The organism is Psychrobacter sp. APC 3426 (assembly GCF_030408035.1).
In the GTDB taxonomy this organism is placed as follows: domain Bacteria; phylum Pseudomonadota; class Gammaproteobacteria; order Pseudomonadales; family Moraxellaceae; genus Psychrobacter.
In genome coordinates, this window is sequence record NZ_JASDCF010000016.1 from 25,175 (window position 1) to 50,697 (window position 25,523).

Annotated in this window: 18 protein-coding genes; 8 read left to right on the forward strand and 10 right to left on the reverse strand. The window is 45.4% G+C overall.

The annotated features are described in order from the left end of the window. Positions 1-95 precede the first annotated feature (95 nt). On the forward strand, positions 96-926 hold the full coding sequence (locus tag QL919_RS09085; RefSeq protein WP_290189226.1) for a LysR family transcriptional regulator: 831 nt from the start codon (positions 96-98) through the stop codon (positions 924-926). 122 nt (positions 927-1,048) lie between these two features. On the opposite strand, the gene QL919_RS09090 is transcribed toward QL919_RS09085, so the two are convergent. From QL919_RS09090 to QL919_RS09105, 4 genes are all read right to left on the reverse strand, one after another. After that, positions 1,049-1,906: an ABC transporter ATP-binding protein gene (locus QL919_RS09090; RefSeq protein WP_290189227.1), complete on the reverse strand. Its 858-nt coding sequence runs from the start codon at positions 1,904-1,906 to the stop codon at positions 1,049-1,051. A gap of 15 nt (positions 1,907-1,921) precedes the next feature. Continuing rightward, a complete protein-coding gene (locus QL919_RS09095; protein ID WP_290189228.1) occupies positions 1,922-2,908 on the reverse strand; it encodes an iron ABC transporter permease in 987 nt (328 codons plus the stop codon). Between the two features lie 48 nt (positions 2,909-2,956). After that, positions 2,957-3,817: an ABC transporter substrate-binding protein gene (locus tag QL919_RS09100; protein WP_290189229.1), complete on the reverse strand. Its 861-nt coding sequence runs from the start codon at positions 3,815-3,817 to the stop codon at positions 2,957-2,959. 152 nt (positions 3,818-3,969) lie between these two features. Beyond that, complete coding sequence (locus QL919_RS09105; protein ID WP_290189230.1) at positions 3,970-5,103, reverse strand: ChuX/HutX family heme-like substrate-binding protein; 1,134 nt, start codon at positions 5,101-5,103, stop codon at positions 3,970-3,972. 449 nt (positions 5,104-5,552) lie between these two features. Between QL919_RS09105 and QL919_RS09110 the strand changes: the two genes are divergently transcribed. Further along, positions 5,553-7,736 (forward strand): TonB-dependent receptor, encoded by a 2,184-nt coding sequence (locus tag QL919_RS09110; protein WP_290189231.1) that lies wholly within the window; start codon positions 5,553-5,555, stop codon positions 7,734-7,736. A 93-nt stretch (positions 7,737-7,829) separates the two neighbouring features. After that, entirely contained in the window at positions 7,830-9,083 is a 1,254-nt protein-coding gene (locus QL919_RS09115) for an HmuY family protein (RefSeq protein WP_290189232.1), read from the forward strand. 302 nt (positions 9,084-9,385) lie between these two features. Here the strand turns inward: QL919_RS09115 and truC are convergent, their stop codons facing one another. The 3 genes from truC to QL919_RS09130 all read right to left on the reverse strand — a co-directional run bounded on the left by truC (position 9,386) and on the right by QL919_RS09130 (position 11,445). Further along, positions 9,386-10,144, reverse strand: coding sequence for a tRNA pseudouridine(65) synthase TruC (gene truC / locus QL919_RS09120; protein ID WP_290189233.1), 759 nt, complete (start codon positions 10,142-10,144; stop codon positions 9,386-9,388). A gap of 134 nt (positions 10,145-10,278) precedes the next feature. Then, positions 10,279-10,557, reverse strand: a complete 279-nt coding sequence (gene ppiC, locus QL919_RS09125; RefSeq protein WP_290189234.1) for a peptidylprolyl isomerase PpiC — start codon at positions 10,555-10,557, stop codon at positions 10,279-10,281. Between the two features lie 123 nt (positions 10,558-10,680). After that, the gene (locus QL919_RS09130; protein ID WP_290189235.1) at positions 10,681-11,445 is read right to left on the reverse strand and encodes a UTRA domain-containing protein; all 765 of its coding nucleotides are present in this window, start codon (positions 11,443-11,445) and stop codon (positions 10,681-10,683) included. A 284-nt stretch (positions 11,446-11,729) separates the two neighbouring features. On the opposite strand from QL919_RS09130, the gene hutU reads away from it, so the two are divergent. The 5 genes from hutU (at position 11,730) to hutI (ending at position 19,344) form a co-directional block, all read left to right on the forward strand. Beyond that, the gene (gene hutU, locus QL919_RS09135) at positions 11,730-13,463 is read left to right on the forward strand and encodes a urocanate hydratase (RefSeq protein ID WP_290189236.1); all 1,734 of its coding nucleotides are present in this window, start codon (positions 11,730-11,732) and stop codon (positions 13,461-13,463) included. Positions 13,464-13,530: 67 nt separating this feature from the next. Beyond that, positions 13,531-14,922: a YjiH family protein gene (locus tag QL919_RS09140; RefSeq protein ID WP_290189237.1), complete on the forward strand. Its 1,392-nt coding sequence runs from the start codon at positions 13,531-13,533 to the stop codon at positions 14,920-14,922. Between the two features lie 140 nt (positions 14,923-15,062). Then, entirely contained in the window at positions 15,063-16,625 is a 1,563-nt protein-coding gene (gene hutH / locus QL919_RS09145) for a histidine ammonia-lyase (protein ID WP_290189238.1), read from the forward strand. A gap of 34 nt (positions 16,626-16,659) precedes the next feature. After that, positions 16,660-17,796: a formimidoylglutamase gene (locus QL919_RS09150; RefSeq protein WP_290189239.1), complete on the forward strand. Its 1,137-nt coding sequence runs from the start codon at positions 16,660-16,662 to the stop codon at positions 17,794-17,796. Positions 17,797-17,997: 201 nt separating this feature from the next. Further along, positions 17,998-19,344, forward strand: coding sequence for an imidazolonepropionase (gene hutI, locus QL919_RS09155; protein WP_290189240.1), 1,347 nt, complete (start codon positions 17,998-18,000; stop codon positions 19,342-19,344). Between the two features lie 144 nt (positions 19,345-19,488). On the opposite strand, the gene QL919_RS09160 is transcribed toward hutI, so the two are convergent. From QL919_RS09160 to QL919_RS09170, 3 genes are all read right to left on the reverse strand, one after another. Beyond that, entirely contained in the window at positions 19,489-21,714 is a 2,226-nt protein-coding gene (locus QL919_RS09160) for a PhoX family phosphatase (protein ID WP_290189241.1), read from the reverse strand. Between the two features lie 439 nt (positions 21,715-22,153). Then, positions 22,154-23,092, reverse strand: a complete 939-nt coding sequence (locus QL919_RS09165) for a response regulator (protein WP_290189242.1) — start codon at positions 23,090-23,092, stop codon at positions 22,154-22,156. 25 nt (positions 23,093-23,117) lie between these two features. Then, on the reverse strand, positions 23,118-25,460 hold the full coding sequence (locus QL919_RS09170; protein WP_290189243.1) for an ATP-binding protein: 2,343 nt from the start codon (positions 25,458-25,460) through the stop codon (positions 23,118-23,120). Positions 25,461-25,523 lie beyond the last annotated feature (63 nt).

Consider the following 25,523-nt stretch of genomic DNA (forward strand, 5'->3'; position numbering starts at 1 on the left):
TTCCCATTTTAAATATCTCAACAAGATGAAATCATGAAAAATCTACAAGATTTACGTATTTTTATAGAGACAGCACGGATGGGCAGCTTGTCTGCATGTGCGCGTCATATGGACCTCTCGCCAGCAGTAGTGCCTCTATTAAACGCTTAGAAAATGATATCGATACCGTATTATTTATCCGCTCGACGCGCAAGCTACGCTTAACCAGCAAGGGTGAACAGTTTTTGCAACACTGTAAGGATGCGCTGGGAATTTTGGATAATGCTTATGCGGGACTGCATGATAATGATGCTGAGCTAACCGGTACGATAAGGTTGTCAGCGCCTTCAGATTTAGGGCGCAACTGGGTGCTACCTTGGCTTGATACGTTTATGGATACTCATCCCAAAGTGAGTTTGCAGTTGCATGTCTCTGATGGTCATGTGGATTTATATGGACAGCAGATTGACTTGGCACTGCGTTATGGAATCCCGAAAGATTCTTCATTGGTAGCATTGCCCATCGTTTTGGACAATCGTCCCGTGCTTTGTGCCGCGACAGAATATTTAGCAGAATATGACGAACCAAAGACACCAAAAGATTTGACTGAGCGTAATTGTCTCTGTCTTGGGCACAATGATAAATATTTTAGCGATTGGACGTTTGAGCGAGAAAGTAAGCAAATCAATGTCGCAGTATCGGGCAATCGACGTAGCAAAGATGGTGATGTAGTCAGACGCTGGGCAATATTGGGGCATGGCTTAGCGCTAAAGTCACGTCTAGATGTCGCAGCTGATATAAAAACAGGCCGACTGCTTGAGATTGAGTTAGATGGCTGGCAAGTTGCCCCCTATCCGCTCTATTTGATTTGTCCTGAAAGACGGTTAATTGATCCACTATTTAATGCAGTAAAGGAATATTTAATTGAATGTGTACAGCATATTTAGAGCGAGAAGCTGAAGCTAGCATTAAAATACACCGCAAAATAAAGCTTATAAAGCTCAATTCTTACTCCTCAGGTAGGACAAAGAGCCTTTATAGAAAAACAATTTCGATCTCGTTATAAAATCTATACAAATACTGAACCATCCTCAGTTTGATGTACTTTGATATCAACACCATAAACATCACTTAATTGTGAACGTGTCATTACCTCAACTGGTGTTCCTTGCGCAACAATTTGTCCATCATTTAACAAAATTACCTCATCAGTATAGCGATGTGCATGGGTCAAATCGTGGAGGACAACCAATATACTTTTGCGCTGCTGTCGCACCAGATTGTGCAAGTAATGAAGTAAGAAGCGCTGATGGCGGATATCGAGATGATTGGTCGGTTCATCAAACATCATAATATCAGTATCTTGCATCAGCGCACGCACGATAGCCAAACGCTGTTTCTCACCACCTGATAAGGTTTGCACGCGAGCACTGGCCAAACTTAATAATTCAAAATCCTGTAGTAAGTGTTGCGCGCGCTCAACATGATTGCTATTTGGGCGCTGATACCAAGCAAGATTTGGTGAGACCCCTAATAGGGCATAATCCAGTACCGTAAGCGGCAGCTCAAAACGCTCATGTTGTCCAACCCAAGCGATATGGCCGTGATTCATGACTTCGTTGATCGGCTGGCCGTAAATCAGAATATGGCCATCTGTTTTAAGCGCGGTTCCCGTATGCTGTCCCAAGACCGTATGCAGCAACGTGCTTTTACCCGCGCCATTGGGTCCGATAAAGGCGACCAGTTTTTGGCTTGGCACGGTTAGTTTGTCTATCTTTAACAATGTTTTATGACCGTGCGAGATATGAATATCTTGCATCGATAGCAACTCGCCTGCATCACTACCTTTGATATTACTACTATTCATACGACTGTCTCGATTCACTGGTGATGTCTTTGATGTAGCGGTAAAAAATGAATGAAACATAAATACCTTCTTCGATTAACGGCGGCCACTACGCACAAACAGCCAAATAAAGAATGGACCGCCAAGTAACGCTAAGACGATGCCAACTGGAACATCCACTGGATAAGCGACATGCCGAGCTGTGCCATCAATGACGAGTAATAATATCGCCCCAAGCCAGCCAGACCAAACCATGAGGCGCATACGTCCGCCACCAAACAGAATGGCCAGCAGGTTTGGCACCATCATACCAATAAAACCAATGACACCTGCTAAAGACACCGCTGCCCCTGTCAGTAACGCCGAAGCAATCACAACCAAACAACGAACCACACCCACCTTGATACCCAAGGACTTAGCAGCTGCCTCACCTAACATCAACCCGTCCAACTGCCGACCTAATGGCAATAAAATAGCCAGCCCTAAGATCATAGAAATAATTGAATAACGCAGTGGCACAAAGCCCGCTTCTGCCATACTTCCTGACAGCCAATTGGTCGCCGAGCGCAGCACCATGTCATCAGACATGAATAAAATTAGGCTAACCACAGCTGCACAAAAAGCGCTGATCACAAATCCCAATATCAGCAAGCCCATCTGACCGCCACCCAAAAACCGATGACAAGCAAGAATAAACAAGCATACCAATACGCTTCCGGTAAACGCAGCAAACGGTATCCCAATGCCCCCAAACCCCAGTGCCAGAACCAAAACAACACCAAGCGCTGCGCCACCTGATGTACCAATTAAACTTGGGTCAGCTAAAGGGTTTTCAAATAAAGCTTGTAATGCTGCACCACTAACTGATAATGCCATACCAACCAACAATGCCGTCACCACACGCGGATAGCGTAGCTGCCAGATAGTATCGTCAAGATGGCTAGGGCTTGACCATTCGCCAAAGCCAATACCAAGCGCCAACCAAATTAGCAGCACAGATGCGACAGTAGCGGCAATATAATAGATGCTATGTTTGTATTTTCCAGTTTGTATAGGGATAGAAGCGGAAATCGTATTTGCCATGTGAGATATCGTTTTATTGAATATAAGGGAGGTTATTGCTTACTTAGGCTATCTTGCTACAGCGTTCAGCTTTTTTAAGACTTGCGGTGAGTTCAGACCATATCGTAAAAAGTCGTCGGCTGGCCAAAAGTGTACGCCTCCATTTTTACCAGCAGCACTGGCCGCAACCTCTGGACGTTTACTAAATTGACTGACACCGCCAACCACTGCCTGATTGTGATCAGCAATAATGATGACATCAGGCTTGGCTGCCAGCCAGCCTTCACGCGACATAGGTTTTAACCCCGAAACGTTTGCCGCATTAATTCCACCAGCACGACGAATCAACTCATCGCCTACCGTGCCCTTACCTGCAACGATACGACCATCGTAACTTAGCAGATAGCGTTTACCGGTTTTTGCCATTGGGCTCATCTCTGCCTGCCAACGATTTGCAAGCTGCAACCCGGCAGATTTTTTATCAACGTAACTGCCGATAGATTTAATACTGCTTGCAAAGGTGCTGATTTCTTCTTTGGGCGCGACATTGACAGCTTTAACCTTTAAGCCGTTTAGCCGCTGATAAATACTTGCCGGCTGTACCATATAACTGCCGAGTACCAGATCTGGCTTAACGGCTAACACTGACTCGGCGGTGATATTACGATGCAGACCCACGGTTGGTACATTCTTTAACGCTGGATTGTTATTGGTCGCATCTTTGCCCACCAGCTTATTGGTCGCTCCTAGCGCCACAACCACATCGGCGACATCGGGACTCATAGCGACGATACGCTCATAAGCTTGAGCAGAAAGCGATGGCACTGCCAATGACCCAATGATGACAGCACTGCTGATCGTACGAGTGGCAAATTTTGTATTTATAACCAAATTGTTCGTTAATATTATTTTTGATAATACAGAAGACATAATTATTCCTAATTTGCTAACCTAAAAGATGACACTATTGAAAGGAGCACTAACGTTCATTAAGGACTCAAAATAGCTCACATAACAGCTGTGGCTTAGCTGTTATGTAATTGTCAGTATCCTAAAAATTTTCTGATGTTTTTATGACGGTCTTACGTATTCTCGGCTTCAGCCATTACCACTGACGCTGGGGCTTCTGTATATGAATGATTTTGTACCGTATTAGCAACGATCTGCTGCCATTCTTCAAGCTCAGGCGTACCTTCAATACGTTGCCCAAACACGCTAAAGATACTAACGCCATGACGATCAAACCCTTCAATGCAAGTGACGATACCGTCTTTGGTCGGACGCTTAACGCTCCACACTTGCGCCAATGCCTTATCTTTGAGATGCAGTGTAAAATTATTATGGTCTTTGTCTAAAATATTAAACCAATCCCCTATGCGCTTCAGCGTCTGTACGGTGCCAGTCTGAATCTGTACGAGACCGCTATTACCGACAAATATCATAATCGGACATTTGGCATCACGCGCTTGCTCAAAAACCGATTCGATAGCGCTAATATCAAGCTGCTGCGTCATCTGTTCTGGTGCTTGACGGTAGCTACTAGCACGATCTATATCGAGATTTTTTAATAATGAATGAAACTGATGTACATCTGTCATTGCCAGCCAGCCTTGTTGTAGCTGTGTGCGCCCCGCCTCGCTCAGCGCCTTGTAACGCCAGTCATTTACCGGCTGTTGTGCCTCTAAAGTTAGCGTCACATTACTCACCTTTTGCTGCTGCTCCTCAATCATCGCTTGCCATCGATTGATAGTTTCATCGCTTAACTCTCGCAGATAGACTTTATCGATAGCAGCACCCTGGCCGTTATAAAACTGAATACTATAAGATGGCTTATCCGTGCGACTGGTATCAATTACCGCCAGCATATGCTGCCATTGCCACATAAAAAATCGTAAATCTAGACCACCCACGTTGAGTGCAAGACCCATTTTTTCGCCAAGCTTAAGGTTGTGATAAGACGCGGTTTTTTCATGCACGGCCAGCTCATTTCTGACGATGCTTTCCATTTCACCAAACGTCTCAAACTGCTTTAAAACGGCTCTGCACTGATCACCAATATACTGGCTATAGGGTGATGCCAACATCAGCTCAAATTCGCTGACCCCCAATGCAGCCGCCCCTTCTGTCGGAAACAGCATCGGCGTTTTTGCTTTTAACGCTTGGTACTGTTTCCACAACTCAGTATTTTTTTTGCTTAAAGATAACGGGTGACTCATAGTGCGCTCCATAAAATAGTTGGTAATAAAAAACCAATCAGCATAGCTTCATTAATTTAAAAGATGAATATATTGAAATAGCGGTGACAGCTCATACAACAGGTACTTGAAACAGCATTTCTTATCGAAACTTCACTAAGAGACTTGCTATCAATACAATATTTTTCATCACTGCCGCTTACTGTTTCTGCTAAACGATCTTGAACGGAAATTATTATGACAATATTTTTTCATTTTGTAAACGATAATAATTATCATTTATATCTTGATAATCATTATCTTTTGAAATATTATAGCTAGGCTTTATTACTCAAAGGAATGAATCAAGCAACAAAACCTTTAAGCATTAAAACGATAACTCGGTCGCTTCAGATTGCTTTTTTTGAAGCACAAAGTCTTTTGGCAGTGCGACTCTCTTACTTTTTACTTTTACGATGGTTGTTTTATTTATGTCGATTTTAGCGTCTCAACTTCCTTTGATTCATACAAGATTACACCACACCCATCCGCTACAGTTGCGTCGTAGCAAATTAGCCATGAGTGTGACGTTAGCATTGTGTACTTTGGCGCCAGTTTCAGTCCAAGCAGCGCTGCCTCTTACAGAATCTAATATTAATATTACAAGCGTTGCAGCCATGCCAAGCATACGTTTAGATCCTATCGTGGTAACGGCCACACGCTCTGAGCGTGCATTGAGTGATGCACCAGTTTCCCTACAAGTGCTCAGCCGCCAACAACTCGAGGACAACCATGCTCATACTTTAAAAGAAGCGCTGGCCCTCTTACCCAACGTCTACTTACGCGAAGTCCATGGCAAAACAGGTTACGAGGTCAGCATGCAAGGCTTTAGCGGTGATCAAGTATTAGTATTGATTGATGGTTTACCCATCACCGCCAGCACTGGCTCGACGGTAAACTTGAATCAATACATGAATATGGATATCGAGCAAATAGAAGTGGTGCAAGGAGCGGCGTCAGCGCAGTTTGGGAGCGCGGCCATGGGCGGTGTCATTAATATCATCACCAAACCCATTGGCACAGCGACAGGACATATCACCACCGAGATTGCCAGCAATGGCCAGCAAAATCCATCAGGTAAAAAGTTAGATGCCAATAAGCGCTATGTAGAAGCCAGCGTGGAAGGGGCGTTAGATAAAAACCAGCGCTTTCACGCGCGTCTATCAGGCTCGTATCTGGACAATGATGGCTTAAGCTTAGACCATGAAGCATGGCCCAGATTAAAAGATGCCAGCGAGCAATCACAAGTCAGTGCCCGCCTCAGCTACCGCCCTGACGGTAACGACACATCAGGTAATAACAATGACCGCAACGATAGCCGACTGGTCAAAAATTCTCAATATTGGCTAGAAGCCAGCCACTATAAAGAAGACGATATTAGTCGCTTTAATTATTATGTCGCGCCGCGCTATTTGGCACAGCAAAGAGATGAGCACATCAGCAAGCAGCGCTTTAGTATCGGTGCACGCGCTGATATCGCGCCGCATGTCGATGATCGCAGCAAGACTTATCGATTGTCCGCTCAAGCGCTGCATGAGGAATATCAAAGCGAATCCAATACTAAAACACAGCAAGCCATCACTAGTGCCCGTGATACAGAGATTAGTACGACGTTGGCGCAAGCCCAGCTCGACTTACCTGAGCTATTGCTATCCGATAAGCACCTTCATCTTATCCAAGTCGGCGGTCAGGTTCAGCAAGACAAGTTGAGCCAAACGAAAAACCAAGTCAGCGAGCTTATCAGCGATGACGTCAGCCGTGATGTCGGTGAGCTGTATCTACAAGATGATTGGCTGATCGGCGATAACTGGGAAGTGTTGAGTGGTATTCGCTATCAAAACGATGAGGACTTTGGTGGCCATACGGCGCCAAAGGTATCACTCAAATACAACCATTTGGATGCGAGCGGTCGCGACCATGTCTTTCGAAGCAGTATTGGCGGTGGTTATCGCGTGCCCAACCTAAAAGAACGCTACTACGTCTTTGACCACAGCAATTTGGGCTATAAAGTCATGGGCAATGCTGACTTGCAGCCTGAAACCTCAACCAGTTACCAAATCGGCTATCAAGGTCAGCTGAGCGATAGTGTTAATTTAACAGTGAATGGTTTTTATAATGAAGTGAACGATCTGATCCAAACCGATGAGGACAACGCTACCTTTGACGGTAACATCGCCATTTATAAATATATGAACGTTGATAGCGCCAAAACTTATGGTGGTGATATTGGTATTGACTGGCAAATGGACGAGCGCGCAAAACTGCAAGCCAGCTACGCTTACCTCAAGACGCATAACAATGTGACGGATACCGAACTGACCTATAAGCCCAATCACAAAGCGATGCTCGCACTAGACTATCAAATCAATGACAAATTACAGCTGATCCCGCGCCTCAATTATGAATCCAAACAGCTGATTAGTACCAGCGAACAAGTGTATTCACCGTCTTGGTGGACGCTCGATAGCAAGCTCAACTATGACGCAACCGCAAACTTAAGCTTGTACGCGGCGATTAATAACATCTTTGACGTACAGCGAGATGTCACCGATGCCAGTGACTATCGTCCCATTGATAATCGTGAGTGGTTACTTGGCGCCAGTTACCATTGGTAAGAAACCTTGTATTGACAATCACCCTAAAGCAGTTGTATTTACACTGCTATTTTTCACATTTTATATAAAACGACAACCATCAAGGAAGCTGATATGACCCCAATTATCCCATTAGTGAATACCAAGCCGACCAAATTGGCATTATTTTTCAGTTGCAGCATTTTAGCACTCAGCATGACTGGTTGCGGGGGCGGCAGTGATGACTCGAATAGTAATGGCAGCGAAAATAGTGATAGTACACCGCCTACTAGCACAGCCAGCTTTAGCGAAACGGCAACTTGGCAAGTCACCAATCTAGCACCTAATACCGCGACCTGTTATGACTTTGATGCCAAAGCTGAAAGCTCGTGTGACGAAGATAAATGGGATATCAAGTTTGATAACCAAGCGCGTTCGGTCAAGCTTTGGTCAAATAGCGGTGATTCTGGCGCAGGTTTGGGTGGCGTCTTTGGCTTAATTGATTGGTCAGATCTGAGTCTTTATAACAATGCAACTCAAGACCCTGATACCAGTCGTGACATCACCATGCACTACAATGAAGACCGTAGTGGCGGTATATTTGATGCACAGCCTTGGTTTGAGTACAACTTAAAAGGCAACCATCAGCTCTACCCGAACAATCGCGTCTATCTTGTCACTACAGACAATAGTAGCGCCATGACAGACAGCAGCGTCCAGCAGCCGATCTATGCCTTGCAGATTACCAACTACTATAATGATGCTGGAAAATCTGGCTACCCAACCATTCGCTGGATTGATACGGCGCTACCGAATAAGGTACAGACGACAACCATCGATGCCTCGGACAATGATAGCTGGGTCTATTTTGATTTAAGCACAGGAAAAAGTAGCACCGATAAAGACAGCGCTTGGCAAATTGGCTTTAAGCGTAATGATGTGATTTTAAATGGTGGGGATTCGGGCAGTGGTAAGATTGGGGGTTATCTTGCCGCCACACCAGCAGGATATTATGACGCACAAGGTGAGCCTATAACTGGTCAGTTTATCACCGATGGTAGTGCAGCAACCTTAGCCGACCTTACCAGCACAGCAGACTACGACAAGCCGCTAAGCGCCAGAAGCTGGGTGATTGACAGTAAAGGCTCGGATCTCAACCCTGCGTATACTGGCAACTATCCGAACCTAGATTTTGGTTGGTACACCTACAATGGCATGACCCATCAGCTAAACGCCAAACCGGTTGATAGTGCTCAAGGCGCGCTCATTAGATCCGCCGAAGGTAACAGCTATGCGCGTGTGCGTTTGGATAAGATCAATTATCCTGATAGTACGGCGACGACGGCGACCTCGTGGGAATTTAAACTAGACATTCAACCAGCGCCTTAATCTGGTGTTTTTACTGAAATTACAGATGATGATATTAATCCTGACTCAGTTGGTAATTGTCTTTACCGCTACAAAATATTAGGACGCCCCAGAAAACCCTTGTAAGCCGTATGCTACAGGGGCTTTTTACTGGGCGTCTATTGAGATAGCTACTGATATATTTTATATGCGTGCGAAAGATAGTTGGTTTTTCGCATTATGTGAACACGCTATGTGGAGTAATATTTAGAGAAATAGTCTCGCGAGTAAGTGAATGTTCAAATGATATGATTCCCTCAGATAAATGCTAAATCTGACACTGCCTAACCTTCAACGCTATCTACCCAAGAAAACGCTTCCAAAATGCGCATCCATTGATCGTCTAATCCTGCTCTTATCAATAATGGCTCACCAGTGACCGGATGACTAAGCGCTAAACTCTGAGCATGTAGCAGCATGCGCGAGCAATCATATTGAGCACGAAAAAATCGATTGTGCCGTCCGTCGCCGTGGCTGGTATCACCCACGATGTGATGAAATACATGTCTCATGTGCCGGCGCAGCTGATGCTTGCGCCCAGTTTCCGGTGTTAAGCGCACCAGGCTATAGCGGGTGGTGTCATGCTTTTTTGATACTGCAAATGGTAGATCAACCTGTGCTAAGCTCTGCCAGTGAGTCACCGCTTCTTGAGCGGGTTTGTCCAAGTCAGCAAACTTATCGGCGATGGCATCGGGCTTAAAGCTCAATGCATAATCAACGACTCCTTGGTCTGCCATAAAGCCGCGCACCACGGCTAAATATTGTTTGGTAACGTTGTGTTCCGCAAAAGCCTCGGTAAGGCTGCGTGCCACGGCTGAGCTCTTGGCAAACAACAACACGCCTGACGTAGGCTTGTCTAACCTATGCACCGGAAATACATGGCACCCTACCGCATCACGGGTGAGTTGCATGGCAAAGCGCGTCTCGCCTTTATCCAGCCAACTACGATGCACCAATAGACCAGCTTCTTTGTTGATTGCCACCAGAAACTCATCTTCATAGATAATGTCTATTTGATTAACGGTGCCGCTTTCGATGTCCATGTTTTTAATGTCCTTACTTTAGATAGCTTGACTTTGAATCCTATAACTATGTATCTACTATCTTTGATATACCCTTTTCATCATATCGTGCCAAGACATCTACAAAACTCCGACTCCGACTTCGATTTCAATGCTTACATTCTGTAAAGCACCTTAACCACATGCCAGCCAAATTTGGTTTTCACTAAGTGTGGGGTGAATAGTTCGCCGTTAAAGCAGACTTTATCAAATGCCGGTACCATCTGACCTTTTGCAAACTCACCTAAGCTACCGCCCTTTTTACCTGATGGGCAGGTTGAGTGCTTTTTTGCCAGCACATCAAACTGCGCGCCTTTTTTGAGCTTGGCAATAATGTCTTCGGCCATCTCTTTGTCTTTTACTAAAATGTGTAATGCGCTAGCGGTACGAGCCATAATGTAAACCTTTCATAAATTATCGATTATCGCGGCATTATATCACTACTTGCTTTGGTTACTAACCTCACTTGTATGCGTTACTTCTTCAAAAATCATTATCGACATAGCTATAAAAAAAGCTTATAACTCTCCTGAAAACTGATAACGATTCCCTGCATGCCACATCTTCACAAAGGTCAATACTTCTCCTGCCGAATAAGTCTGGCGGCGCAGTACTAACGTCGGTGACTGCGGTGCAATCTGTAGCGCCTCAGCAATCTCATCAGGTGCTGCTAAGGCGCGAATGGTATAGTTACCACGCTCGAGTGGACTTTCAGCAATCAAGTAGTCGCTGGTATTCACCACGCTAAAATCTTGCTCGATAAACTCTGGTACTTTTGTCGCATCTACCCAACGCTCTTCAAATTGTATCGGCTGACCGTCAGCGAAATGAATGACTTTTACTTCATACAAAATAGCCGTCTCAGTGCTATTAGTAGTGCTATCAGTTTCATTTGCATTAGTAGATACAACCGCTTCATCAATACCAAATTTACGGCGCATCTCATCATCTAACATGCTCGCAGTAATAGCGCGTTTGCTCAGCACTTGTGCCTGATAGTCACGATTGGCCGATTTTAAGTCTTGAGCAATATTACGCACTTCTACAAAGGTATGATTGAACTGCTGCTGTGCAACAAACGTCCCTGACCCTTGCCTGCGCTCTAACACCCGCTCCTCACTCAGTTCTTTTAAAGCACGGTTTACTGTCATTCGAGATACTTCAAACTCTTCTGCCAACGCCATTTCGGTGGAGATAGCTTCGCCCGCCTGCCATTTTCCAGAATGAATATTATCCAATATTGCGTTTTTAATCCGCTGATATGCTGGGACTGCTTTTGTCATGTCACGTTTCACCTTTGTCATGCTCGTCTTCAACCGCCGACTGCAACTATACAGGTATGCAGCTGTAAAAGTGCCAACATAATATCATGACCATTATCATAATCACCATGAGAACAGCCTATCTAACAAAGCAACTTCATAAATAATTTAACTATTTATAAAAAAATGCTTGCATGAAAAAATAATCTTTGATAATTTGTATATACAACTTATTCATTATACCCAATAATGCTACTACCAAAATGTCACCAGCAAACTGTATAGATAATCAAAAGGATATGATCATGACTACCGACAATGAAATAAGCAACAATGGCACCAACAACAGTAATGAATTTACGCGTCGTGATGAGAGTCGCAACATTGCTGCGCCGACTGGCAGTAAGCTCAATTGCAAAAGCTGGCTGACCGAAGCGCCTTATCGCATGCTGCAAAACAACCTACACCCTGATGTGGCCGAAAACCCAAAAAGCTTGGTTGTGTATGGCGGTATCGGACGTGCAGCCCGTAACTGGGAAAGCTATGATCAAATCCTAGCGTCACTCAAAGAATTAGAAGACGATGAGACCTTATTGGTGCAATCAGGCAAACCGGTTGGCGTCTTTCAGACTCACGAAAATGCGCCGCGTGTATTGATTGCCAACTCCAACCTTGTGCCCCGCTGGGCGACGTGGGAGCATTTCAACGAGCTCGATCGCAAAGACCTATTTATGTATGGTCAAATGACTGCCGGTAGCTGGATTTATATCGGCACTCAAGGTATTGTCCAAGGCACTTATGAGACTTTTGTAGAAGCAGGTCGCCAGCATTATGACGGCAGCTGGGCAGGACGTTGGATTTTGACCGCTGGTCTTGGTGGTATGGGCGGCGCACAGCCATTAGCCGCGACCTTTGCGGGCGCGACTTCTTTAAACATCGAGTGCCAACAGTCTAGTATTGATTTCCGTTTGCGTACTGGTTACGTCGATAAGCAAGCCGACAATCTTGACCATGCTTATGAGCTGATTAAGCAGCATACGGATGCGGGTGAAGCCGTCTCTATCGCACTACTTGGTAATGCAGCGGATATCTTGCCTGAGATGGTCAAGCGTGCCAATGCAGGCGAGATAAAACCTGACTTGGTAACTGATCAAACCTCCGCTCACGACTTAATCAATGGCTATCTGCCAAGTGGCTGGACAGTTGAAGAATGGAAAGCGGCACAAGAAAATCCGGACCAACATGCCGCCTTAACCAAAGATGCCGCCGCGTCTTGTGCAATACACGTACAGGCCATGCTAGATCTACAAGAAATGGGTATCCCAACGACTGATTATGGTAATAACATTCGTCAAGTTGCCTTTGATGAAGGGGTAAAAAACGCCTTTAATTTCCCAGGTTTTGTTCCTGCTTATATACGTCCACTGTTTTGCCAAGGTAAAGGTCCATTCCGCTGGGTCGCATTATCAGGTGATCCAGAAGATATATACAAAACCGATCAAAAAATTAAAGAGTTGTTCCCTGAAAATCAGCATATTCATCGCTGGCTAGACATGGCTAAAGAACGCATTCAGTTTCAAGGCTTGCCAGCGCGTATCTGCTGGTTAGGTCTTGGTGAACGTGATAAAGCAGGCTTGGCATTTAACGAAATGGTTAAAAGTGGTGAGTTAAAAGGTCCTATCGTTATCGGTCGTGACCATTTAGATACTGGCTCTGTTGCCAGCCCAAACCGCGAAACAGAAAGTATGAAAGATGGCTCAGACGCTGTATCTGACTGGGCATTATTAAATGGCATGCTCAATGTCGCAGGCGGCGCCACTTGGGTGTCATTGCATCATGGCGGCGGCGTGGGTATGGGCTACTCGCAGCACTCTGGCATGGTCATCGTCGCTGATGGCACAGATGCCGCTGCCAAGCGCTTAGCAAGAGTACTGGTCAATGATTGCGGCTCAGGGGTTATGCGTCATGCGGATGCAGGCTATGAGCTGGCCATTAAAACAGCCAAAGAATATGGCTTAAATCTACCGATGATTAAATAGCTTGCCCTTGTCCTTATATGCCCAAATGATATAAGGACATCATCAACACTTTATCAAGGACGATAATATGTCTGAACGTGATATTTTGCCCCCAGGCAGCTCCGTGCCTAGAACGCCTCTAGACAGTCCAGCACCTGCTAGCCCGCCGCCTGAAAAGCTGCTGTCCAAACCTGTAGCGCTAATACAGCTAATCATATTTAGTGCTATTGGTCTGGTGATGTTCTTTGTGCCCTTCACTATTGGTGAAAAGAGCACCATTTTATTTGATCACGGGGCAACTTATCTAGTCACTCAGCAGCACACCCTTGCGGTGTTTTTACTGTTTTTACTGATGATTTATGGCGTTAGCAAACCCATTTACGATGGTTCATGGCGTAAAAATATTACCAATACGATATTAACCGCCTTTAAGATTATTGGGCTGGTACTCGCCATCATGTATATCACTGATATGGCGCCTGCTATCATCATGGAAAAGGACATGTTGCCGTTTTTGTTTGAAAAACTGGCATTACCAGTCGGCATGATTGTCCCTATTGGCGCATTAATCCTCGCTTTTTTGCTCGGTTTTGGCTTGCTGGAGATGTTTGGGGTGCTCATGCAGCCTATTATGAAGCCGATTTGGAAAACGCCCGGCTCATCAGCGATTGATGCCGTTGCGTCCTTTGTTGGCAGTTACTCTATTGGGCTGCTCATTACCAACCGGGTCTATTTGCAAAATCAATATTCGGTTCGTGAAGCCATCATTATTGCAACTGGTTTTTCTACGGTGTCGGCGGCCTTTATGGTCATCGTTGCCAAAACGCTCGGTTTAATGGAGTTTTGGAATCTGTTTTTTTGGTCGACACTGATTATTACCTTTATTGTCACTGCCATTACCGCACGTATTCCGCCTATCCGGGGTTTTGATGATAGCGTCGAGCGTCCAAACTTGGAAAACCAACAAGGCAATCGCTTAGCAGCAGCTTATCATTTGGGACTGGCTACTTCGCGCCGTGCGACTGACCTCAAACAAATTATGTGGTCGAACTTTCGAGATGGCCTGACGATGGCAGCCGCGATTGTGCCTTCTATTATCGCGGTAGGGTTGACAGGCCTTTTACTAGCCAAATATACGCCAGTCTTTGATGCGCTAGGTTTGCTCTTGTATCCATTCACTTGGGTAACCGGTATGCCCGAGCCACTAATTGCTGCCAAAGGTATGTCAGCGGGATTGGCTGAGATGTTCTTGCCTGCACTCCTGCTAACGGAAGCTGAGGTCTTGACCCGTTATGTGGCAGGCGTAGTTTCGATTAGTAGCGTACTGTTCTTTTCAGCGATGATTCCTTGTGTATTGGCAACTGAGATACCGCTGTCAGTACCTAAGATGGTCATTATTTGGTTTGAGCGAGTGGTGCTTAGCATTCTAATCGCTGCACCTTTTGGACATTTAGCGATATATTTGGGCTGGATTAGTTAGACCGACTGAAACAAGCGGGATTAGTTAAAGAAATTTAGACAACATAGCCTTTAGCTGTTTATAAACAACAACGCATAAACTAAAATGTATAGACAACAAAAAATACAATTAATATAACTCATAAAATTAGGATGAATCGCATGACTGATATCAAAAAACTAACACTACACCCACGCCAATTAAGCTTTGAGATGTTGCGCGATATTTATGAGCAACCTGTCATATTGACGTTACCTGACAGTGCTTATGAGGCGATAGATGCCTCGCATGAAGATGTACGTACCATTATTGCGCGTGATAAAAGCGCTTATGGTATCAATACCGGTTTTGGCCTATTAGCAAAGACCCGTATCAGTGACGATCAACTTGAGCTACTGCAGCGTAACCTTATCGTTTCTCACTCGGTGGGTACGGGTGAGGCCCTACCAGACAACGTGGTCAGGCTAATTATGGTGATGAAAGTTGCCAGTTTAGCGCAAGGCGTCTCTGGCGTCCGCCGCGCTGTGGTCGATAGCTTACTTGGCTTAATTAATAATCAAATTACGCCAAATATTCCGGCCAAAGGCTCCGTTGGGGCCTCTGGTGACTTAGCACCTTTATCGCATATGACGCTGGCCATGATGGGCGAAGGCGATGTCTATGTTGACGGCAAAAAAGTACCCGCTGCTGAGGCATTAGCGCAGCATGGTCTTGAGCCCATTACCCTAGCAGCCAAAGAAGGTCTTGCCCTTATCAATGGTACGCAGGTCTCAACGGCACTGGCATTACGGGGTTATTTTTTAGCACGAGATTTACTTGAGACAGCCACCATCGTCGGCTCTATGTCTATCGATGCTGCCAAAGGCTCGGATGCCCCATTTGACGCACGTATACATGAAGTACGTGGTCATCATGGTCAAATCGAAATCGCCAAAGCGCATCGTCAGCTGATTAAAGGCAGTGCTATCCGCGCCTCCCATGATGGCGAGCAAGACGATAGAGTACAAGACCCTTATTGCTTACGTTGCCAGCCACAAGTCATGGGTGCTTGCCTTGATATCATCAACCAAGCAGGCAAGACTTTATTAATTGAATCTAATGCGGTGACCGATAATCCGCTGATTTTCACTAACGATGATGGCCCAATGGCTATCTCAGGTGGTAACTTCCATGCTGAGCCAGTTGCTTTTGCTGCAGATATTTTAGCATTGGCAATAGCCGAGATTGGCTCTATGTCTGAGCGCCGTGTGGCTTTATTGATTGATGCAACCTTGTCAGGTGGCCTACCGCCATTCTTGGTGGATAATGCGGGGGTGAATTCAGGCTTTATGATTGCCCATGTGACCGCAGCGGCGCTAGCTTCAGAGAACAAGTCTATCGCCCATCCTGGCAGCGTTGATAGCATTCCAACTTCTGCCAATCAAGAAGACCACGTATCGATGGCAACCTATTGTGCGCGCCGCCTATATGAGATGGCGCAAAATACCGCTACCATCGTTGGTATTGAGCTATTGGCTGCTGGTCAAGGTATCGACTTCCATCGTGGACTAGATACCTCAGAGCCGTTACAGACAGCGCATCAGAAACTACGCGAGCAAGTAACTTTTTATGATAAAGATCGCTACCTAGCCCCTGATATTGAAGCCGCAAAGCAACTGGTATTAGATGGCACGCTCACCGAATATTGGCAGTCACTGCGTAGTGATTGGTATGAGTCTAAATAAAAGGTATCACTCTAAATACAAAAGGAGATTGGCGATGAGCATATCAAAGTCTGGGACTGGCACAACCGTAAGCCACACCGCAGCTGATATGAGTCGGTGGACAGGACGTGCAGAGCCGTTTGAGTCTGCGCGCGCCCGCTACTGGTATCAAATAGCGCAGCCTTATGCCTTTGATAGCACCAGTCAGCGCATTGGACTGGTCGGGTTCGCTTGTGACCAAGGTGTCAGACGTAATCAAGGACGCGTGGGTGCACGAGCTGCGCCGCCCTTGATTCGCCAAGCACTTGCGGCGCTGCCAGTCATCGCTGAGTTACAACAACGCTATGAGGGTCAACTGCCAACTCTACTAGGTGATGCTGGTGATATCCATTGTCATGATAATGATGATTTTGCCGAGCGCACTCTTGAAAAAGCCCAAGTAAAATATGCCGATAAGATAAGTGATATTATTCAGCGAGGCGGGCTGCCCATTGGACTTGGTGGTGGTCATGCCATCGCTTACGGCAGTTTTTTAGGATTATGGCAGGCGCTGTCATCAGAAACCGATCAGCCCACTAATGACGTTAACAATATCGAAAGTAATGTTGAAAATGATGTCAAAAATAATGTTGAAATCCATGTTGAAAGCCATGCAAGCACAATGCCTAGCATCGGGGTGATTAACTTTGATGCGCATCTAGATATTCGCCAATCTGATGTCGCCACGTCTGGTACGCCATTTCGCCAGATTGCCGAGCACCTTGATGAACAGGGTCAGCCATTTCACTATTGCTGTATCGGCGTCAGTCGGTTTTCCAATACTGCCGCGCTCTTCGACCGTGCTGAGCAGTTAGGTGTTCATATCATCAGTGACGAAGATTGCACCAATAAGAAATGGAAAAAAATTGCGGCTCAAATAGAAGTATTTATTAACGACGTTGATGTAGTCTATTTAACCATTGATATGGACTGCTTGCCATCGAGCGTCGTTCCTGGTGTCAGTGCACCAGCAGCTTATGGTATTGAGCTGAGCTTCGTTGAGCGCGCGGTCAAACTTATCATGGCGTCAAACAAAGTAAAGATGGCTGATATCGCCGAGATTAACCCGACCTTTGATGTTGATTCGCGCAGCTGTAAAGTCGCGGCTCGCCTCTTAGCGACTATTATCGAGCAGCATCTACTATTAACATAGACGAAATACAGTCAGTTCATTATAAATAAGTTACAGTGCTACTAGAGTACATTTTCCGCAGCCTCTGTCTGCGTAGGCACAGCAAGCAAGGAAAATTTACTCTAGTAGCACATTATAATAGTTATAACGCTATTATTTGAACTGACTGTAGCTTCTTACTCAAAATTGCTAGCTCTAAACTAAAATAAGCAGGAGCACATTATGACTAATACAATAAATTCTACAGATCAAATGCCTATAAACGATTCCACTCTGACATCGTTTGACTACATCATTATCAATGCCAATCTTGCCACCTTTTCAGAGCAATACGGGTTTGATATTTATCGCGACAACCAAAGCGCCAATCAAAGCGCCAATCAAAGCAATGATCAAAATAAAAGCACCCCTTATGGTCAATTAGAAAATGCCGCTATCGGTATCAAAGACGGCAAAATTGCATGGGTTGGTACGCATGAGCAAATCAAGCCGCATCTTACTCATTATAAAAGAGATCAAATCAAAGACGTTGATGGCAACTGGGTCACGCCTGGACTCATCGATTGTCATACCCATATCGTTTATGGCGGTAACCGCAGCAATGAGTTCGAAGCACGATTGCAAGGTGCCAGTTATCAAGATATCGCGGCACAAGGTGGCGGCATTGTCTCAACCGTTAGCGCCACCCGCGCAGCGAATGAGGAAGAATTGTTTGCACAAAGTGAAAAACGTCTGCTCGCGCTCATAAAAGAAGGCGTGACCAGTATTGAAATCAAATCTGGCTATGGGCTGGACTTAGAAACTGAGCGAAAAATGCTAAAAGTCGCCCGAGCGCTCGGTGATAAACACAACATTCATGTTAGCACCACTTATCTAGCCGCCCATGCGCTACCGCCAGAGTATAAAGACAATGCCGATGCGTATATCGAGCAAGTTTGTCAGTGGTTGCCAATCTTGCATAGCGAGGGCTTGGTCGATGCGGTCGATGGATTTTGTGAAAACATCGCTTTTACTGCTGCGCAAATCAAGCGCGTCTTTGAAGTCGCTCGTTCATTAGACTTACCAGTTAAGTTGCATTCTGAGCAGTTATCAAACATAGGCGCTAGTGCTTTGGTAGCAGAATACCAAGGACTATCAAGCGACCATCTTGAACATTTAGTAGAAGACGATATTAAAAAAATGGCCGCAAGCAACACGGTAGCCGTGCTATTGCCAGGTGCTTTTTATACGCTACGTGATACTAAGCTGCCACCGATAGAAGCATTGCGTAAACACCAAGTTCCGATTGCCGTTTCAACAGATTGCAACCCCGGCACTTCGCCATTGACGTCGCTGTTATTAGCGATGAATATGGGCTGTACCCTATTTTATCTCACTACTGAAGAAGTATTGGCAGGGACGACTGTTCATGCGGCACAAGCGTTAGGTCTAGCCAACAAAGGTAAAATAGAAGTGGGTTACGATGCTGATTTAGCATTATGGGACATCGCCCGCCCTGCTGACCTAGCTTATCAAATGGGGTTAAATCCTATTGCAGGTATTATGGTTCAAGGTCAGTGGCATACCTAAGCAAAGTAACAACTGAACGCATAACCTATTCTTAAAACCGTCGTTTAAAAATACAATAACCAATATACTTGCATCCTTATTCTCCATAAACAGAGAAAAGAATATCAAGCATATTGGTTTTTTTGTTGAAGATTAAGAAGATTCTTAAGTGCTACTGCTTACGGTATCAAATGACTCAGCCAATATCACATCGCCATCTTCACGCGTAATCATGACCGTCGCTGAGCGCGGGGTACTGCCACCTGCAACGGCGCCCCAGCTGTTGCCTGGATGTTGAATATTAATAAAGAGGGTTTTAAAGTCTGGCGTCATAGTGATACCAGTCACCTCGCAGCCCTCAGGACCGACGAAAAAGCGTTTGATATTGTCATTACTGGCAGGCATGCCGACTCGGGTTTGCTGCCCTGCTGAAGTGGTCATAAGCGAACCATCGCTGACTTTGCCCGGTAGCGCCGCAAGCAACATACAACTGCTGGTATCCGTATAAGCGCCATCATCTGTCTGAATCCACAACACCCCACGTGGATCAAAATACAGCCCGTCTGGCGATGATAAATCGTTGTTGTCATTTAGCTGTGATAAGTTTTCCGCTGACAAATCACCTGGTGAAGCAAACAAATAAATATCCCACTCAAAACTTGTTGCCGCATGATCGCCACCTGCTTCTGCCCAGCGAATGATATGGCCATTGTCATTACCGCGCACTTTGCCACCAACTTGATAGCTGCGCGGATTCGACGCTGAGAGCGGTTGATCGTCACTTACGCCGCGATATTTATTATTGGTCAAGGTCACATATACCTCACCCGTTATCGGGCTGACCGATACCCATTCAGGTCGATCCATCTTAGTCGCCCCAACGACATCTGCAGCGGCACGGGCAAAGACCAACACCTCATCTTGTCCATGGAACGGCAAGACAGTATTAGAGGTATCCAATCCATTTTGACCATGGACAAGTGCTTTCCACGCCCCGCTGCCATCTTCATTAAAAATAGCAACATATAGCGTGCCATCGTCCAAATATTTATTGCCCACTTTTAAGCCGCCGCCGATATCAGCATTTGACCACATTGTCTTGGAGACGAACTTATAAATATATTCGCCGCGGGCATCGTCGCCCATATAAAAGACCACGGGTTTACCTTTCTCAACAGGTGCATAGGCACAGTTTTCATGAGCGAAACGACCCAATGCCGTACGTTTTTGCGGTATAGCATGTTGGTCAAAAGGGTCAATCTCGGTGATATAACCAAAGGTATTGAATGCATGACGGTAGTCGTCGGCAGCGCTGGCACCGACGGCGGTCATATCCCAACGTGAAAACTCGTCAGGGATAGTAGCATCTTTGGCATCAGGCGTATGCCACAGATATTCCCAACCAGGGAAATCCTCTGTTGCCCCGTAGCGCTCACGACCGTAGTTATGTCCAGCGCTCAGTTGATTGGCATCTTGCCCTCGGGCAAATACGCCTAAAAAGTTCTCTTCTGTGGTCAGATAAGTACCCCAAGGTGAGAGACCTGCTCCGCAGTTATTATTAATACCGCGAGTTTGAAACCCTGTCGGATCAAACTTGGTCTTAACCAAATCAGAGCCCGCAACAGGACCTGTTAATTGGGCAGTCGTACTGCTGGTAATGCGGCGATTGTATTTCGAATTGGGCACCATCTCATAACCCATACCATCAGCGCGGCGGCGCATCTCAACCACCGCGACCCCATGACAGTTGACCTCACGGCGCACGTCGCTTGCGAGGCGACGGTTTTGAAAAATTGCCGCAGCGTTACTATCTTGGATGACATGATAACCAAATGGGCTAAGCTCACTACTGTTTACATATTCATGGTTCATGACTAGCAAACCATTTTCTGACGCTTTGGCGTCGTACGCATTGCCGTTTTTACCAAAGAACCACATGCCATCATGGTTGTCGCCCATACGCCACTCAAACGACTCAGCAGACTGCTCACGATTGTCTTTCCAATCATCGATACCAGATATCAGCGGCATGCCTAGTGGTAATATCATCTCGGCTTTATAACCTGCCGCCACGCTCATCGTGTCGGCTGTTGAATGTGGTACAGCTGCAAACTTCAAGGTCTCAGGACGTTTTAAGTTACCTTGCGCAGGAATAGCGGCACTGTTATCGTCGCTGGGTTTAACAGCCAAATTGCTATCATCATCGTCACTACAGCCAACCAAAGGTAGTGCACCAAAAAACGCCGCCGCCGTCAACCCTGTGCCACCTTTTAGGATACTTCGGCGATTCATACGGCGATTGATAATGGTTTGAAAGTCAATATTATCAGTCAGGTTAGAGTCTTCAACAACTTCGTGCGCAAGCGGCTGCTTGTTATTCAATGAGGTCATGTTCAGTCACCTTTTAGGCTGCATTTAGTAGGCTTGGTTGGTATAAAAATATCGCGGCGTTATCGTTGTAACGACCAAGATACGATTTATGTTTGAGTCTACTGAAACTCCATGACAGTCTGATGACAAATATTTAGATAACAACCTATAAAAAAACCTCGTAGTGTTGATATAGTCAGCGAAAAGTAATATCGATACATCACGCGCTGCTGATATCAATTTTCTTGCTTGCTGTGCCTACGCAGATAGAGGCTACAAAAAATTGATATCAGCAATACCGCAGCGTTTTTAGGATATTTTGACTATAGTTAGGGCGTTAAATACAAAGCAGGTCTCATCTAACAATTTAAAACCATCCCTCACAAATATAGTCGTTGCTAAAGTCACGTCGCGTCATAGCCGCTATCAATATTCTTTCTTTGGCAATTATCGATTAGCCTTATCCACCAAACCGCCAACCCCTGAATTTGGTAAAAAAACCTTTTAACCTCTCAGAAAAACTGAAAGTCTCTGACGCAGGAACCGCTTCAACATGGTGTCGCGCCGCCAATATCGGCTGCTGCACCAGCCTTTCATGATGATCAAATGCGCGATCAAGACTGATACTCAGCATAGACAAATTGGTCGGTCGTGGTAAACAGCGATATACCTGACCTTTATTGATCAAGTCAATCACCATGTGTGCATCTTTAAACTCAGTCAACATCAAAACCATCAAGTCTGGCTGGATATTTTTTAGAGCATACACAACGGGGGTGATATTTTCCTCATTTAGCATCGCGTCGGCAATGGTGACACCAAAACGCCTTTTTTGTAATAAATTTGCAGCCTGTTCAAGATTGCTTGCCCAGCTCACTGTATAAGCGCTCTTAAAATGACTTTTTATTTGCTGATAGACACTCTCATCATCATCTAACACCAGTATATGACGCTTGCTAGCACTGCTGCTATGCATATAGCCCTGACTTTCTTTGTCTTGAATAACCGTAGGAAAAATGTCTTGCGTTTGCTGAGCAATTTCTGTCGCTTTGTTGACGATTTTTTTTAGCTCATCATTTTGCCAAGGTTTGGTTATATAGCGATAGATCTCACCTTCGTTGACCGATTCGATCACAGCATTTAAGTCCGCATAACCTGTTAATAAAATACGAATGGTATTTGGTGAAACCTCTTTAATATCACGCAATACTTCTGTGCCTTGCTTATCTGGCATACGCTGGTCGCTAATAACGACTTGTACATCATGCGTGCTGACATACTCCATCAGCTCAGTGGAATTGGTCGTCGTAAACACATCGTGCGACTGGCGAAAGTGCATTTTTAAACTGCGTAAAATGCGCGGCTCATCGTCAATAAAGGCAATTTTTGGTTTTTGCATGACATTCTCTTTTTTTTAAAGCCTCTTAACTTTCAAATAAGGCGTGGGCAGGTTTGTTTTTATGCGCAATAGACTGTACTGGTAGCACAAGGGTGAATGTAGTGCCCTCTCCAACGACTGAGTTGACCTCCATGCGTCCATGATGCTGCTCAATAATTTGGGCGCTAATAGCCAGTCCCAAGCCTGTACCTTCACCAGCTTTTTTGGTAGTAAAAAATGGCTCAAAAATATGTGCCAGCGTACTTTCTTTGATACCGACACCATTGTCTTTGACACTCACAACAATGTGCTGCTGCGCCTCATCGATAGACGAGATCACCTGCAACTTGCCTTTATGATCGAGCGGCATGGCTTGGGCAGCATTATTAAATAGGTTCAATAACACTTGGTTGATTTGTGAAGGGTTACATTGAATCAACGGCAGCTCGGTTAGGTCGGTGCTGACGTCTAAGGTTTTTAGATTATTGCGCGCCATGACAAGTGAGGTGGTGATGCAGTCATTGATATCGACCTCTTTTACTTTAGATTCATCAATTCGAGAAAAGTCGCGTAAGCTGACTACCAGCTCTGCAATCTGATCGACGCCATACAGGCCGTCTTTAATCAAGCCTGCCAAATCTTCACTGACCTCATCTTCTTTAATTTCCTCGCAGCATTGTAATGTTTGCTCTATCACTTGCTCGACTTTTTCTTGATTGACACTTGGCGCTTTTAAGGCGTGCAATAATTGATCAGTATGCTGTATCAACTCATCAAAACGTGTGAGATTATCACCTACCAGCTCCATATTACTGCGCACATAGCCGAGCGGAGTGTTGACCTCGTGCGCCACGCCTGCCACCATTTGGCCTAATGTGGCCATTTTTTCGGAGCGTACCAGCTGCACTTGTGAGGCTTTTAGCTCATTCATGGCTTGCTGTAAGTCTTGCGTACGGGCAGCGACTTGCTTTTCTAGATGGACGTTGATTTCAGCAAGCGCGCCTTCGTTTTCGACGATGCGGTCAATCAGCTGATTGGTCTGCTCACTGATGATTTGGATTTCACTGACTTTTGAGTGTGGCAGTTTGTGCGCGCTTAATTGCTGATATTTTTTTTGTTCAATCAGCGTGCCCAGATCAGCAACTGCCTGCGCCATATGCTTTAGCGGGCGAGTAAAGTAGCGACGAAATACCCATGCAGTCAACAATAAGATAGGGATAAAGCCCAATAACATGGCTTGAGTCAGTTTATTGGACAGGGCATTTGCCACGCTCATCATGTCATTATCAGGCTTGACCACGACCATTTTCCAATAGGTAAAGGGCATACGAAAGACAAAAGCAGTTGCAGGCTGCTGCAACACAAAGTCATTGGGCACAGAGATGGTATCAACCAAATGACTGTCTACTAAATTAAACATTTGATCGATATTTAACAGCAGTAGTGCGGAGAGCAGTTTTGACTCTTGCTCGCTAATTTTGTCCAGATTGGTGGTGCTTAAGATACTACGGGCAGCGAGCGTAAAGCGGCCTTCATCTTTGGCCACCGCTTCATCAATCAGCCTATCATTGATACTATCTAGGCTGTCCGCTATAGGACTAAAATTAGGATTGCTATCAGCCAACTGGCGCGCCGTTACGACTTCACCTTGCGGATTATTCTCAGTCGCTTGCGTGACCATTGATTGATCTGGAAAGGTTAAAAACCGATTATCTAAGTCTACTAAAAATACATAGCCGCCGAGCTTATCTTGCCATTTACTCATGGCAGCACCGAGGTTGTCCAATAACAGGTTAAAGCTCACCACCCCATCAAAAGCCTGATTACGGCTGTCATACAAAGCCTTGGCACATGTCATCATTGGCTGATTACTTACAGGATCAATATAGGCACGACTCCAGACACAGTGGTCATGACGCGCATACATCGCAGGAATGTACCACCAGTCTCGATAATAAGGATTAGGTGTTTGACGCTCTAATGGCTGCATCACCCCTGACTCATCACGTGCCCACACAAATGACTTCCGTTCTCGGCCTTGAGCATACATATTAGGATCAAACCAAACCCCACCGCCCACAATTCGTTGGTCCGTCTGCTGCATGAGGTTGCCAAACGTTTCTTTATAAAGCCTGTCTTGTTTTGGCAAGCCTCCTGCCATTGTGCTAGTGGCTTTGGCTAGCCCGTCAACATGGTTGATACTGACCATAATGCTATTAATGGCTTCATTACCTGTCTCCACCACTATCTCTGAGGTCATCTCCAGTATGCGGGGCTTGGCTTGGGTCTCGATGACCCAATACGCCAACAAAACAATAAGCAAAAAAGCCAATGCTAAGATAATCAATATACGGGTAGAGATACTAGCAAACCGACCAACAACCTTCATAAACACACCTAATGTCTACGCGCTGACTATTATCCATAAACCAATAAATGACTAAAGATGTGA